The following is a 14068-nucleotide window of genomic DNA, read 5'->3' as shown; positions in this document are numbered from 1 at the left end:
GGTCCGGGATCGGGCACCGCCCGCGACATCGACCCGGACGGCATCCGGACGGGCGATCGACACCCCCGTCGCCCCGCAGCAGGTCCTCGTCGACCTCGCTGTCCGACCTGGGCCCGGCGGGTACCTGAAGACCCTGGCCGCGGAGGTGGCCCCCTCCGGGATCACCGTCCACTCGCTGCTGCCCGGGCGCGTCGCCACGGCGCGCGCCGAGCAGATCGACACGGCGCTCGCCGAGCGCACCGGGCGCTCCCGCGAGGAGGTGGAGCAGGGTGCGCAGCACGATCCCGGTGGGTCGGTACGAGACCCGCCCGAGTTCGGGGCGGTGGCCGCGTTCCTGTGCAGCGACCCCGCCGCGTACGCCACCGGGACGGCGCTGCAACGGCGGCGTGGCGAAGGTGAGGCGGTACGGGCCCCGCCGACCGGTCAGCGCGACCCCGTCCGCATCGACGTGGGTGTTGAACGAGGTGTTCTCCTCGGCCACGTCGGCCCCGAGCCCGACGTGGTTCATCACGGGCAGGTCGCCCGCGTGCCCATCGAGGGCGGTGAGGTCGAGATCGTCCTGGACGGACTCGCCGCCCCGTGCTCCTGCCGCACGGGTCCGGACGGCCGTATCTACGTCGGCCTGGGCGGCTCGGGCGAGATCCTGGCCTTCGACCCCGAGACGTCCGTGACGGAGAGCGTCGGCACGGCCGCCCGGGGATGGACAACCTCGACGTCTCGACGGCCGGTCGCCTCTTCGCGTCCTACTACATCGACGGCGCCGTGGACGAGCTCTTCCCGGACGATGGGTCGCGGGAGATCGTGGCCCCCGGCCTCATGGCGCCCTACGGCCTGGCGGCCACCACCGCCGGCCTGTGCGTCGCGGACGGCCTCGGGGCCGCCACGGTGACCGCGGACCTCGCTCTCGTGCGGACGGAGAAGATCACCGACCCGGACTTCCCCGGCTTCGTGCGCGGCGTGTGCGCGTCCGCGGACCGGGCCGCGATGTTCGTGACGAACAACCTGCGCATGGTCACCCGTCACGCCGCCGGTGCGTGGACCTCGCCGGAGACGTGGGCCGAGGGCCTCGGCGAGTGCACCGGCGTCGCCGCGTGGGGCGACGGCGTCGTCGTGGCCGACTCCGGGGGTGGCCGGGTGCTCGGGCTCCCCCGCGCCGGCGAGACGGTGGAACTCGCGACAGGACTCGAGCGCCCGAGCGACGTCGCGGTGGGCGCCGACGGCAGCGTCTACGTGTCCGACGGAGCCCGGGGCACCGTGGAGGTGGTCCGGCCCGACACCACCTGTGTGGTGTTCGCCGACGACCTGCACATCCCCCAGGGCGTCGCGATCGACCGTGACGGACTCGTCGTCTGCGAGGTCGGCCGTCGTCGCCTGGTGTGGCTGCCGTTCGACGGGAGCGAGCGCCAGATCATCGCGGACGACCTGCCCGTCGGCGAGAACGGCGCGCTACGTCCCACCGTGAACGGTCTGCCGATGATGATCCCGGGACCGATTGCTCCGTTCGCGGGTGTCGAGGTGGACGACGACGGCACGATCTACGTCGCCGCGGACCAGGAGGGCAGCGTGATCGCCCTGAGTCGCCTCTGACTCCGGGCCGCACCCTCGACGGTCGCCTACCGGGAGCCCCCGCCGCTCGAGCGCTCGGCGCGCAGCCGGGCCTCCTCGCGCTGCACCTCGGCGCGGAGGTCGCGCTCGCGGCGCAGCCACTCCGGGTGCTCCTCCTTCAACGCCGTGATCTGGGCGGTGGTCAGCGGCTCGGTGATCTCGGCCCGGGCCAGGGCGGAGATCGACACACCGAGCCGGTCCGCGACGACGGGGCGCGGGTGGGGGCCGTCGCGCCGCAGCTCGCGCAGCCACGCGGGCGGGTCGGCCTGCAGGGCGTCGAGCTCGTCGCGGGACACCACGCCCTCGCGGAACTCGGCGGGCGTCGCGTCGAGGTGCACGCCCAGCTTCTTCGCCGCCGTCGCGGGCTTCATCGTCTGCGTCGCCCTCTGCCGCGCCATCGGTCCAGCTTATCGGCCTCGACCGGCGGATAGCCTGAGCCCGTGACCGAGTCCGGCGAGACCGCGTCCTTCCGGCTCGGCTACGTCCCGGGCGCCACACCGGGGAAGTGGGCGCGGATCTGGGCCGAGCGTCGCCCCGACGTCCCCCTCGAGCTCGTCGGCGCGCCCACGGAGGAGGTGGTGAGCCGCATCCGGGCCGGTGCCGTGGACGCCGGTGTGGTGCGGCTGCCGATCGACCGGGCCGGGCTGCACGCGCTCCCGCTCTACACCGAGACCACCGTGGCCGTCGCGCCGAAAGACCACGTGCTCACCGCGGTCGACGAGGCACGACTCGAGGACCTGGCCGACGACGTCGTCCTCCGGCCGCGGGACGACACCCTCCCCTGGCCCGCCGGCCGGCCGGGCCGAGCGGCGACGTCCGACCCGCCGACGACCGCCGAGGCGATCGAGCTCGTCGCCGCCGGCGTCGGCCTGCTGGTCCTCCCCCTGTCGCTGGCACGCCTGCACCACCGCCGGGACCTCGCTCACCGGCCGGTGACCGACGCGCCGCAGTCCAGCGTCGTCCTCACCTGGCCGGACGCGGAGAACACCGAGCTGATGGAGGAGTTCATCGGCATCGTCCGCGGCCGCACGGCCAACAGTTCGCGCACTCCCCGCCGTCCGGACGGCACGCCACCGGCCGCCTCCGCCCCCGCGAAGAGAGGTCGCGGGCGCCGCGCCGCCCGTCGCCGGTGACCGGGAACGGGCAGGTCCGCGGGGAGACCGGGGACGGCTCCCGTCAGTGCGTGAGGTCCACGACGACCTTGCCGCGCCCCTCGCTCTCCGCGAGCTGGTGAGCCCGGGCCACGTCGTCGAGGCCGACGACGTGCTCGAGGGGCACCCGCAGCCGACCGGTCGCGACGAGGTGCAGCAGCGCGGCGAGGTCCGCGCTGCGCGCGGCGGTCCGTACCGCGGTGAAGGCGCCACCCCCGGGACGCAGCGAACGCAGCACGTCGGGGTGCAGGGGCCGGACCGACACCACGATTCCGCCCCGGGACAGGAACGGCGCGAGCTCGCGGCGCCGGGAACGCCCGGCGGCGTCCAGCACGAGGTCGAACGGACCGGCGTCCGCCAGCTCCGAGCCCAGGTCCGCCGCGCGGCGATCGAGCACCCGGTGGACGCCCAGGTCCCGCACCCACGCGACCTTGCCCGCGCTGGTCGTCCCGGTCACCCGGGCGCCCTCGAGCGCCGCGAGCTGGACCGCGAACGCGCCGATGCCGCCGGCGGCCCCGGAGACCAGCACCCGCGGCGGGCCGCCGTCGGCGTGCCGTCGGGCCCGCAGGCGCCCCTGGCGATGCAGGGCCTGCAGAGCGGTGAGTCCCGCCAGCGTCACCGCCGCCGCGTCGGTCGCGGCGACGCCGTCGGGGATCCGGGCGGCCCGGTCCTGCGCGACGAGGACCTGCTCGGCCAGCCCTCCCCCGCGGTGCGGCAGCAGCGCGGCGACGCGGTCACCGGGCGAGAAGGCCGTCACCGCCGGCCCGACCGCGAGCACCCGCCCCGCGACGTCGAAGCCGGGCACGAACGGCATCCGCCCCCACGTCGCCGGCGGCAGGTCGCCGCGGCGCAGGCCGAGATCGGTCCCGTTGATGCTGCTCGCCTCGACCCCGACGAGGACCTGCGCCCCCTGCGGCGCAGCCGGTGCCGGACGGTCCCCGACCCGCATGACCGACGCGTCCCCGAACTCCGCGAAGAACCCCACCCGCACCCGCCTCACCCACCTCGCGCGACCCGGTTCCCCTCGCTCCCGGGTGCCCGGTCGGCGCCGGAGCGCACCTCCGGGCGCACCGGCAACGGTGGATGCCGTGGTCGGGACCGGGGTCCCGCGAGACCCGCCGACAGCCCCGCCGCGGCCAGCAGAGGAACCTGCGAACGTCGGGGTCGGCCGCCCGCTCCGGGCCCACGGTCGCCACGCGATCGTCATCCGTGCCGCCGGGACGCAACGCCGCCGACGCACCGCGGCAACGAGCCACGCCTTCACTCGTCGACGACTCACCCTCCGGTGAGGCGCGTCTAGGGTTCCGTCTGCACCGCGACAGGGGCAGGGGCTGGTCCGAGAGACGCAGGCGGCGGGTGCACCGCCGCTCCACGGCGGGACAAAAGCCCGGGAGATGACCGAAGTCCCGGTCGTCTCGCGACGGCCGGCCACCCCGGGAGTCGCCCGTGCAGCTCGCCCCGTCGCACCCCGTCCCGCACGCCGGCCCCCCGGCACGGCCCCGAGGCCGCCCGGGCCGTCGAGATCGAGGCCACGCTCGGCCACGCCGGCCGCGACGCCGAGATCGCCCGTGGCCTGGAGATGGGCCTCGAGGCCGCCGACTCGGTCGTCGACCGCACGATCCCGACCTTCTCCCGCGGCGAGCTGCCGCACTTCGCCGGCATCCCCACCTTCATGAAGGCGCCGTTCGTCGAGGACGTGCGCGCGTGCGGTGACTACGACGTCGCGATCATGGGGGCACCCTTCGACGGCGGCACCACCTACCGGCCCGGCACCCGGTTCGGCCCCAAGGGGATCCGCGACATCTCGTTGCTCTACGGCACCTACTCCTTCGAGCTCGGGGTGGACCTGCGCGAGTCGATCACGATGTGCGACGTCGGCGACGTCTTCACGATCCCGGCGAACATCGAGAAGACGTTCGACCAGATCACGAAGGCGGTCAGCCACGTCTACGCCTCGGGCGCCTTCCCGGTGGTGCTCGGTGGCGACCACTCCATCGGCTACCCGACGAGCCGCGGGGTCGCCGAGAACCTCGGCGACGGCAAGCTCGGGATCATCCACTTCGACCGTCACGTGGACACGCAGGAGACCGACCTCGACGAGCGGATGCACACCACGCCGTGGTTCCACGCCACGGACCTGCCGAACGTGCCGCCGGAGAACCTCGTCCAGATCGGCATCGGCGGCTGGCAGGCACCACGGCCCGGCGTCGAGGTCGGCCGGGACCGCGGGACGACGATCATGACGGTCACCGACTGCGTCGAGATGGGCATCGAGGCCGCGGCCGAGCGGGCCCTCGAGGTGGCCTGGGACGGCGCGGACGCGGTGTGGCTGTCGTTCGACGTCGACTGCCTCGACGCGGCCTTCGTCCCGGGCACGGGCTGGCCCGAGCCCGGCGGCTTCCTGCCCCGCGAGGTCCTGAAGTTCATCCAGCTGATCGCCGACGCCCGACCCCTCGCCGGGATCGAGATCGTCGAGTGCTCCCCGCCCTACGACAACGCCGAGATCACCGCGCTGATCGCCTGCCGGGTCATCTGCGACACGCTCGGCTGCCTCGTCCGCTCGGGCCACCTCCCGAAGCGCGGTGTGTCGTGATCATCCTCGGGGTGGGCGTCGGCGTCCTGCTCGTCGTCGCCGTCGGCCTGTGGTTCGCCCGCCGGGTGGACGGCGACTCGACCAACTTCCTCGTGGCGGGCCGGTCGCTGGCCCTGCCGCTCTCCGCGGCCGGGCTGATGGGCCAGGCCGTCGACTCCAACGCGACGCTCGGCAACACGGACCTGACCTTCTCGCTCGGTTTCTGGGCCGGGGCCTCGCTGCCGCTGGGGCTCGCGCTCTGCCTGCTCATCACCGGGTTGCTGTTCGCGGCGCGGATGAACGCGATGGGCCTCTACACGCTGCCCGACTTCTACCGCCTGATCTACGGGCGCGGTGTCGAGGTGACCGCTTCGGTGCTGATGATCGCGAGCTTCTGCATCCTGCTCGCCGGCAACCTCGTCGCCGGCGGCTACCTGTTCGAGGCTTTCCTCGGCACCAGCTACACGGTCGGTGTCCTGATCATCGTCGGGGTGGTGCTCGCGTACACGATCACGGGCGGCATGTTCTCCGACGCCTACACCGCGCTGGTCCAGATGGTGATCACGGTGATCGGTTCGGTGTCCCTCCTGTTCTGGGTGGCGGCGACCTACGGGCTGTCGACGCCCGAGGGGCTCGGGCCCTTCGACCTGGAGCAGCTGACCTCGGCGAGCGCCGGTGCGCCGATCAACTGGGCGACCCTGGTGTCGCTCGGGATCGGCGACATCGTCGCGATCGACTTCATGCAGCGGATCTTCTCGGCGGGCTCGCCGGGCATCGCCCGTCGTGCCTGCTTCGTGGGTGCCGCGATGACCGCGGGGGTGGGCGTCGTCTACGCGCTGGTGGCCCTGGCGATCGTGCCCGTCCTCGGCCCGGAGCCGGCGACGCCGGTCCTGTTCGCGCTGCTCGAGGGGTTCGCGCCGGCCTGGCTGGCGATCCTCGTGCTCTCGGCGATCGTCGCCGCCTCGTGCTCGACGGCCAACGGCGTCATCCTCGGCACGGCGTCGGTGGCCGTGCGCAACATCCGGGGATTGCGCGACCCCGAGATCGGCAGCGGCGACAGCCGCACCGACCCTCTGTTACGGGCGGTGCGCTGGACGATGCCGCTGGTGTGCGCGCTGGCGATCCTGCTGGCCCTGCGCGTGCCCCAGACCGGCATCCTGTTCACGCTCGCGTTCGACCTGCTCCTGGCCTGCCTGCTCGTGCCGTTCGTCGCCGGGCACTGGTGGCCCCGGCGGGCCACCGCGGCGGCGGCGGTCGCGGCCGTGGTCGTCGGGCTGGTCGTGCGGCTGACGCTCTTCGTGCTCACCCCGACGATCTTCGGCGCGGAGAACACGCTGCTCCACGTGCCCAACGACCTCGTCGGCCCGGGCTTCGACGGCTACCCGACCTTCATCGGCTTCGCGGCCTCGTTGCTGGCGTTCGTCGTCGTGGCCCTCCTGCGCCCGCCCCGCGAGCCGGCGGTCCTCTCCCGGCGGGAGGACCTGGCCGCGATCTCCTCCGACGCGAGGCGCGTCGCCTGACCGGGCCTCCACGAGGACGACGTGGTCGGGACGGGCGCCGGAGGTGCCGCACGACGGCTCGTGCGCCGCAGCGTAGGGTGCGGTCACCGAAGGTTTCTCGCACGTCGGCGTTCGAGCCGTCGTCGTCGTCGGCGAACTTCTCCCCCGGTCCCCCGGGCCGGAGACGGGAGTTCCGGCATGAGCCCGGCCTCGAGTCACCCACTCTCCACGACGGCCGTCCGCGGCGATGACACCTCCTCGTCCGCACGCGTGCGGCTCAAACCCGAGGCGCCGGTGTCGGGCCACGTCGACGGCGGCTGGTGGCCGCACTCGCGCGACCTGCCGACCGAGCTGCCGTCCCTGCTGGTCGAGCTGGGGCCGCGCGTCGGCCCGGCCGCACGCGTCAGTTACCACCTCAGCGGGTGGGACCGCGCCCCGCGGCGCCTCCCGGGCGACCGGGTGCGGCTCGAGGGCTTCCGCACGATCGACCGGCACACGCTGACCGTCGTCGGCGTCTCGGGCAGCCGGCTCGTCCTGCTCGTCGTGCCGGCGGAGAGCTCAGGAGCCGCCGCCGGGTCCGCCCTCGACGCGGCGGCCACGCCGGACGATCGACGGTCGACCGCCGAGCTGCTCGCCGACATCGGGACGGGGGCGTCATGACCCACCGACCGCCCGTCCTCGCCCGATCACGTCACCGCACCGACGAGCACGTCGCACCCGTGGCCGGACCACGACGCCCTCGGGCGCCGCTTCTGCAGCGCGACCCAGAGCTCCGCACTGACACGCGGGTGCATCTGCGCCCCACCGACCCGGGACGTCCGGTGACCGGCGGGGAAGCGCCGGGGAACGCGGGCGGATGACCGCCGGGGCCACAGGAGTCACCCGGCACGGACCTCCGTTCGCCGACCTCACCCGCGCGATCAAGGACGCCGGGCTGCTCGGTCGGCGCCGCGGCGCCTACGCCGCCCTCACCGCGCTCAACGCGGCGATGCTCGCCGGCGTCATCGCCACACTCGTCCTCGGCGGGCCGTCGTGGTGGCAGCTGCTCACCGCGGTCGTGCTCGGGGGCGTGTCCACGCAGCTGGCCTTCATGGGCCACGACGCCGGACACCAGCAGATCTTCGCCCGTCGCCGGGCGAACGATGCGGTCGGGTACGTCCACGGGGTCCTGGTCGGCATGAGCTACGGCACCTGGGTGGGCCAGCACAACCGTCACCACGCGCAGCCCAACCACGTCGACGCCGATCCCGACATCGACATCCCCGTCCTCGCCTTCAGCGTCGAGCAGGCGACGAAGCGCTCGGGCCCGGCGCGGTGGATCGTCGCGTACCAGGCGGTCGCGTTCGTCCCCCTGCTGCTGCTCGAGGGCTGGAGCCTGCATGTCACCGCGGCGAGGGCCGTGCTCCGCGGCGAGGTGGCACGCCCCCGCCTCGAGGGCCTGTTGCTCGGCGCCCACGGGCTGGGCTACCTCGTGCTGGTGGCCTCGCTGCTCACGCCCCTGCAGGCCGTCGCCTTCACCCTGGTCCACCAGGGCGTGTGGGGCCTGTGCATGGGCTTGGCGTTCGCGCCCAACCACAAGGGCATGCCGACCGTGGCGCCGGGTGTACGGCTCGAGCACCTGCACAAGCAGGTCCTGACGTCCCGCAGCATCCGTGGGGGGCGGCTCGTCGACTACGCGTTCGGCGGGCTCAACCATCAGGTCGAGCACCACCTCTTCCCCCGCATGCCCCGCCCGAACCTGCGCCGCGCCCAAGTGGTGGTGGAGGCCTTCTGCACCGGTCTCGGCCTGCCCTACACGCGCACCGGCGTCCTCGACTCCTACCGCCAGGTCCTGCGCCACCTCCACGACGTCGCCGCACCCGTGCGCCGGCGGCCCCGGGCGGAGACGTCACCACCGGCACCACGAGACACGTGATCGAGCGCCGGCGGCCCACGCCCGACATCGGGGTCGGTGACTCGACGAAACGGTGGGTCACGGAGGTCAACCTCCGCGGCCCGACGTCCCGCCGATCCCGACCACCGCCGGTGAGGGTGTTCGGCGGGCGCCCGGGCGGGCAATCGTCCTAGGGTCGGCTCTGAGGAGTCGTCCCACGGCGGGGGGCGAGAGCACGACAGCCCACGGTGAGAGAGAGGCGGTCCGTCCGTGTCCGAGATGTCCGAGCGCTCCGGGCTGAAGGTCGACGAGCACCTGCGAGCGTTCGTCGAGGACGAGCTGCTCGCGCAGGTCGAGATCACGCCCGAGCAGTTCTGGTCGACCCTGGCCGACCTGCAGGAGCGGTTCGCGCCGCGGATCGCGACGGCGCTCACCGAGCGCGACGACCTGCAGGGCAAGATCGACGCCTGGCACCGGGAGCACGGCGCCGGCTCCCGCGACGACTACGAGAAGCTGCTCACCGATCTCGGCTACCTGGAAGCGGAGCCGCCCCGCGTCCCCACGATCGACGTCGACCGGGTCGACCCGGAGATCGCCGAGGTGCCCGGTCCGCAGCTCGTGGTGCCGTCCACGAACGCGCGGTTCTCGCTCAACGCCGCGAACGCGCGTTGGGGCTCGCTGTTCGACGCGTTCTACGGCACCGACGCGCTCCCCCAGGACCACGAGCTGGCCAAGGGCTACGACGAGCGGCGCGGCGCCAAGGTCATCGCGGCCGCCGACGAGCTGCTCGACGAGCTGTTCCCGCTCGAGCGCGGGAGCCACGCCGACGTCACCGCCTACCGCCCGTCGACCGACGGGCTGGCCGCCGACACCCCGGACGGCACCGTGGGCCTCGCCGACCCGTCGGCGTTCGCCGGCTTCAACGCGCCCGACGGCGACGGCCGCGGGAACGTGCTGCTCGTCCGCCACGGCCTGCACGTCGACCTGGTCATCGACCCCTCGACCCGGGTCGGCGGCCAGCACCACGCCGACCTCAGCGACGTCGTGCTCGAGTCGGCGGTGACCACGATCGTCGACCTCGAGGACTCGGTCGCGACCGTCGACGGCGAGGACAAGGCCCTGGCCTACCGCACGTGGCTCGGGCTGATGACCGGCGACCTGGTCGCGGAGTTCTCCAAGGGCGGCGAGACCGTCACCCGCCGGGTCCACCCGGACCGCGAGTACACCGCCGCGGGGGCCTCCGCCGGCTCGACGCTGACGCTGCCGGGCCGCTCCCTCATGCTGGTGCGCACCTGCGGGCACCACATGACCACCAACGCGGTGCTCACCGCGGACGGCGAGGAGGTCGCCGAGGGCGTGCTCGACGCGCTCGTGTGCGCCGTCGCCGCCCTCTACGACCTGCGCGGGCTCGGACCGCACACCAACTCCCGCGCCGGGAGCGTCTACGTCGTCAAGCCCAAGCAGCACGGGCCGGCGGAGGTCGCGCTGACCGTCGAGCTGTTCGCGGCGGTCGAGGAGGCCCTCGGCCTCGACACGAACACGCTCAAGATCGGCATCATGGACGAGGAGAAGCGGACGACGGCCAACCTGTCCGCCTGCATCGGCGCGGCCGCCCACCGCGTCATCTTCGTCAACACCGGCTTCCTCGACCGGACCGGCGACGAGATCCACACCTGCATGGCCGCCGGCCCGGTGCTGCGCAAGGGCGACATGAAGTCGACGACCTGGCTGCAGACCTACGAGGACCGCAACGTCGACGTCGCCCTGGCGGCGGGCTTCTCCCACCGCGCGCAGATCGGCAAGGGGATGTGGGCCAAGCCCGCCGCCATGGCCGAGATGCTCGAGCAGAAGATCGGGCACCCGAAGGCGGGCGCCAACACGGCGTGGGTGCCCTCGCCGACCGCCGCGACGCTGCACGCGCTGCACTACCTGCGCGTCGACGTGCACGCCGTCCAGTCCGAGATCGCGCAGCGGGAGACCGCCGACCGCCGCGGTCTGCTGGAGCTCCCGCTCTCCGACCCGAGCACCCTGACCGACGACGACGTGCGCCGCGAGCTGGAGACCAACGCCCAGTCGATCCTCGGCTACGTCGTGCGGTGGGTCGGGATGGGCATCGGCTGCTCGACGGTGCCCGACCTCGACGGGGTCGGGCTCATGGAGGACCGCGCGACGCTGCGGATCTCCAGCCAGCTCATCGCGAACTGGCTCGAGCACGGCGTCGTCGACGCCGACACCGTGCGGGACACCTTCGTGCGCATGGCCGCCCTGGTCGACGAGCAGAACGAGGGCGTGGACGGCTACCCGCCGATGGCGCCCGACCCGGAGAACAGCGAGTCGTTCCAGGCCGCCCTCGAGCTGGTCTTCACCGGCGGCACCGAACCCAACGGCTACACCGAGCGCCCCCTCACCCAGTGGCGCCGCAAGGCCAAGGCCCACGCCTGAGCGGACCGGGGTCGTCGGCGATGCCGCGCTCAGGGCGCGGGGTCGGCGGCGCGGAGGCGGAGGTGCTCGACGTGGTCACGGGCCTCGTCGAGCAGCTGGGCGACGTGGTCGTCGTAGAGCCGGTAGTGCATCGACCGCCCGCTGCGGGTGGCGACGACGAGCCCGAGATGGCGCAGGACGCGCAGCTGGTGGGACACCGCGGACTGCTCCATCGCGACCGCGGTGGCGATCTCGCCGGCGGCGCAGGGCCCGCCGACGAGGTGCAGCAGGATGCGCAGTCGGCTCGGGGTGCTCAGGGCGTGGAGGGTCTCGGCGACCCGCGCGAGCTCGGCCTCCGTGGCCGGGCGCGCGTCGGAGGAGACCCCGTGACCCATGGCCGGAGCCTACCCGGGCGCGACCTCACCACCTGCTGAGCTGTGGGAGCATGAACATCTGAGCGATCGTTCATGCATGCTCCCGACGGACACCCTCGACGAGGCCGCCCCGGCGGCCGGCCGTGGCCGCACCCTGCCCCGCGCCCCCGGCGCGCTGCGCACCCTGGCCGGGCTGCCCGAGGCCCGGTGGGCGGGCGCCTCGGTGCTGCTGTTCGCGCTGGCCCTCCCGGCGCAGCTGCTCGAGACGTCGGGCTGGGTGTGGGCGCCGCTCTACGTCGGCTGTTACGTCACGGGCGGCTGGGAGCCGGCGTGGTCCGGCCTGCAGGCCCTGCGGGAGCGCACGCTCGACGTCGACCTGTTGATGATCGTGGCCGCGCTCGGGGCGGCGGCGATCGGGCAGGTGCAGGACGGCGGCCTGCTCGTCGTCATCTTCGCGACCTCGGGCGCGCTGGAGGCCTGGGCCACCGCGCGCACCGAATCATCGGTGCGGGGCCTGCTCGAGCTCGCCCCCGACCGCGCCACCCGCCTCGACCCCGCCACCGGCGACGAGGAGCGTGTCGCCACCGACGAGCTGGCCGTCGACGACGTCGTGCTCGTGCGGCCGGGCGAGATGGTCGGCGCCGACGCCGTGGTGCTCGACGGGGTGAGCGAGGTCGACCAGGCCACGATCACCGGCGAGCCGCTGCCGGCCGCCAAGGCCCCCGGCGACGAGGTGTTCGCCGGCACCCTCAACGGCACCGGCGCGCTGCGGGTGCGGGTGGTCCGCGAGGCCGGCGACTCGGTCGTCGCCCGCATCGCCGAGCTCGTCGAGCAGGCGTCGGCCACCAAGGCCCGCACCCAGCGGTGGATCGAGAGGATCGAGCAGCGGTACTCGGTGGGCGTCGTGGTGGCCACCCTCGCGGTCTTCGGCGTCCCGGTGCTGCTCGGCGAGCCCCTCGCCGACGCCCTCCTGCGCGCCATGACCTTCATGATCGTCGCGTCGCCCTGCGCGGTGGTCCTCTCGACCATGCCGCCGCTGCTCGCCGCGATCGCCACCGCCGGCCGCCACGGCGTGCTGGTCAAGTCCGCCGAGGTCATGGAGCAGCTCGGCACGGTCACCGCCGTCGCGCTCGACAAGACCGGCACCCTGACCCGCGGGCGCCCCGAACTGGACGCCGTCCACGTCGTGGACGCCTCCTGGGACGCCGACACGGCCCTCGCCGCGGCCGCGGCCGCCGAGCACCCCAGCGAGCACCCGCTCGCCCGCGCGGTCGTCACCGCCGCCCGGGAGCGCGGACTCGCCCTCCCGCCCGCCAGCGACTTCACCGCCCGGCACGGGCACGGGGTGCGCGCCACCGTCGCGCAACGGGCGATGGCGGTCGGCCGCCCCGGCGAGGACGCGCCCGGGCATGTGCGGGAGATCGCCCGGGAGATCGAGGACGCCGGCGGCACCGCCGTCGTCGTGCACGCCGACGGCGACCCGGTCGCCGTGCTCGCCGTGCACGACGCGCTGCGGCCCGCCGCCGCCGACACCGTGGGCGCCCTTGCCGCCCGCACCGCCACGCCGCCGGCGCTGCTCACCGGCGACAACCCCCGCGCCGCGCGGCGCACCGCCGACGCGGTGGGCATCACCGACGTCCATGCCGCACTGCTGCCCGCGGACAAGGTCACCGAGGTCGAGCGCCGCCGCGCCGACGGCGAGCGCCTGCTCGTCGTCGGCGACGGCGTCAACGACGCCCCGGCACTGGCCGCCGCCGACGTCGGCGCCGCCATGGGCCGCGCCGGCGCCGACCTCACCCTCACCGCCGCCGACGTCGTGGTGGTCCGCGACGACCTGACGACCCTGCCCGCCCTGCTCGACCTCGCCGGCCGCGCCCGCCGCGTGGTGATCGCGAACCTCGCCATCGCCGCGTCGATCATCACCGGGCTCGTCGTCTGGGACCTCGTCGGGCACCTGCCCCTGCCCCTCGGCGTCGCCGGCCACGAGGGCTCGACGATCCTCGTCGCCCTCAACGGCCTGCGCCTGCTCCGCTCGTCGGCCTGGACGCGGCCGCCCAATGCGCGCACCCCGGCGGCCCGTCCGGACGCGCGCCCGGCCTCGTCCCGTGCCGCCTCCGATATCCTGGGCCGGTGAGCCCACCGAAGCCTCCCCGGTCGGGTCGCGGTCCGGCGCGCTTCACACGGCACCGGTCCGCGGTCCGCGAGGCGCTGGCCGCCAACCACGGCTTCGTCAGCGCCCAGGAGCTCCACCGCCAGATGCGCGACGGCGGGGACACGATCGGCCTCACCACCGTCTACCGGCAGCTGCACCTGCTGGCCGAGCAGGGCGACGCGGACGTCGTGGTCTCGGAGGAGGGGTCGCTCTACCGGATGTGCCGGGACGACGACCACCACCATCACCTCATCTGCCGGGCCTGCGGGCGCACCGTGGAGATCGGCGGTACGGACGTCGAGCGCTGGGCGCAGGAGGTGGGCCAGGCGCACGGTTTCTCCGACCTCGACCACACCGTGGAGGTCTTCGGTACGTGCGAGGGCTGCGCAGGGAGGAAGGCGCGAGCGGCCTCCGGCTGACC

12 protein-coding genes, 2 pseudogenes and 1 riboswitch are annotated in these 14068 nt (G+C 74.2%); of the genes and pseudogenes, 11 read left to right on the top strand and 3 right to left on the bottom strand.

Annotation, left to right across the window (positions count from 1 at the left end; translation table 11 throughout):
- Positions 1–55: 55 nt before the first annotated feature.
- Positions 56–364, top strand: a pseudogene (locus ACYX4T_RS27535) (SDR family oxidoreductase); the annotation flags it as partial.
- Positions 365–699: 335 nt separating this feature from the next.
- Positions 700–1587: a hypothetical protein gene (locus ACYX4T_RS27530; RefSeq protein ID WP_476012389.1), complete on the top strand. Its 888-nt coding sequence runs from the start codon at positions 700–702 to the stop codon at positions 1585–1587.
- A 26-nt stretch (positions 1588–1613) separates the two neighbouring features.
- Here the strand turns inward: ACYX4T_RS27530 and ACYX4T_RS27525 are convergent, their stop codons facing one another.
- Positions 1614–2003 (bottom strand): DUF5997 family protein, encoded by a 390-nt coding sequence (locus ACYX4T_RS27525; RefSeq protein ID WP_476012388.1) that lies wholly within the window; start codon positions 2001–2003, stop codon positions 1614–1616.
- A 42-nt stretch (positions 2004–2045) separates the two neighbouring features.
- Between ACYX4T_RS27525 and ACYX4T_RS27520 the strand changes: the two genes are divergently transcribed.
- Entirely contained in the window at positions 2046–2738 is a 693-nt protein-coding gene (locus ACYX4T_RS27520; RefSeq protein ID WP_476012387.1) for a LysR family substrate-binding domain-containing protein, read from the top strand.
- 43 nt (positions 2739–2781) lie between these two features.
- Here the strand turns inward: ACYX4T_RS27520 and ACYX4T_RS27515 are convergent, their stop codons facing one another.
- Positions 2782–3747, bottom strand: coding sequence for an NADP-dependent oxidoreductase (locus ACYX4T_RS27515; protein WP_476012386.1), 966 nt, complete (start codon positions 3745–3747; stop codon positions 2782–2784).
- Positions 3748–4041: 294 nt separating this feature from the next.
- A riboswitch (guanidine-I (ykkC/yxkD leader) is annotated at positions 4042–4152 on the top strand.
- Between the two features lie 183 nt (positions 4153–4335).
- On the opposite strand from ACYX4T_RS27515, the gene ACYX4T_RS27510 reads away from it, so the two are divergent.
- The 6 genes and pseudogenes from ACYX4T_RS27510 (at position 4336) to ACYX4T_RS27485 (ending at position 11142) form a co-directional block, all read left to right on the top strand.
- Positions 4336–5349, top strand: a complete 1014-nt coding sequence (locus ACYX4T_RS27510; protein ID WP_476012385.1) for an agmatinase family protein — start codon at positions 4336–4338, stop codon at positions 5347–5349.
- A complete protein-coding gene (locus tag ACYX4T_RS27505; protein WP_476012384.1) occupies positions 5346–6848 on the top strand; it encodes a sodium:solute symporter family transporter in 1503 nt (500 codons plus the stop codon). Before ACYX4T_RS27510 ends, ACYX4T_RS27505 begins: the two co-directional genes overlap by 4 nt.
- 249 nt (positions 6849–7097) lie before the next feature.
- Entirely contained in the window at positions 7098–7487 is a 390-nt protein-coding gene (locus ACYX4T_RS27500) for a DUF5994 family protein (protein WP_476012383.1), read from the top strand.
- Positions 7488–7547: 60 nt separating this feature from the next.
- Positions 7548–7652, top strand: a pseudogene (locus ACYX4T_RS27495) (RGCVC family protein); the annotation flags it as partial.
- 31 nt (positions 7653–7683) lie between these two features.
- Positions 7684–8742, top strand: coding sequence for a fatty acid desaturase family protein (locus ACYX4T_RS27490; RefSeq protein WP_476012382.1), 1059 nt, complete (start codon positions 7684–7686; stop codon positions 8740–8742).
- Between the two features lie 237 nt (positions 8743–8979).
- The gene (locus ACYX4T_RS27485) at positions 8980–11142 is read left to right on the top strand and encodes a malate synthase G (RefSeq protein ID WP_476015383.1); all 2163 of its coding nucleotides are present in this window, start codon (positions 8980–8982) and stop codon (positions 11140–11142) included.
- 29 nt (positions 11143–11171) lie between these two features.
- Here ACYX4T_RS27485 and ACYX4T_RS27480 read toward each other — a convergent pair whose 3' ends face one another.
- Positions 11172–11516: an ArsR/SmtB family transcription factor gene (locus tag ACYX4T_RS27480; protein ID WP_476012381.1), complete on the bottom strand. Its 345-nt coding sequence runs from the start codon at positions 11514–11516 to the stop codon at positions 11172–11174.
- 76 nt (positions 11517–11592) lie between these two features.
- Here ACYX4T_RS27480 and ACYX4T_RS27475 point away from each other — a divergent pair, with 76 nt between their 5' ends.
- Together ACYX4T_RS27475 and ACYX4T_RS27470 are read left to right on the top strand one after the other, a co-directional pair.
- Positions 11593–13629, top strand: a complete 2037-nt coding sequence (locus ACYX4T_RS27475) for a heavy metal translocating P-type ATPase (RefSeq protein ID WP_476012380.1) — start codon at positions 11593–11595, stop codon at positions 13627–13629.
- On the top strand, positions 13626–14066 hold the full coding sequence (locus tag ACYX4T_RS27470; protein WP_476012379.1) for a Fur family transcriptional regulator: 441 nt from the start codon (positions 13626–13628) through the stop codon (positions 14064–14066). The genes ACYX4T_RS27475 and ACYX4T_RS27470 overlap by 4 nt, the downstream gene beginning before the upstream one ends.
- Positions 14067–14068 lie beyond the last annotated feature (2 nt).

This window comes from Actinomycetospora sp. ABD4_176, from assembly GCF_056311855.1.
The sequence above is the reverse complement of the archived record's forward strand: the minus strand, read 5'-3'. Positions and strand labels throughout refer to the sequence as shown.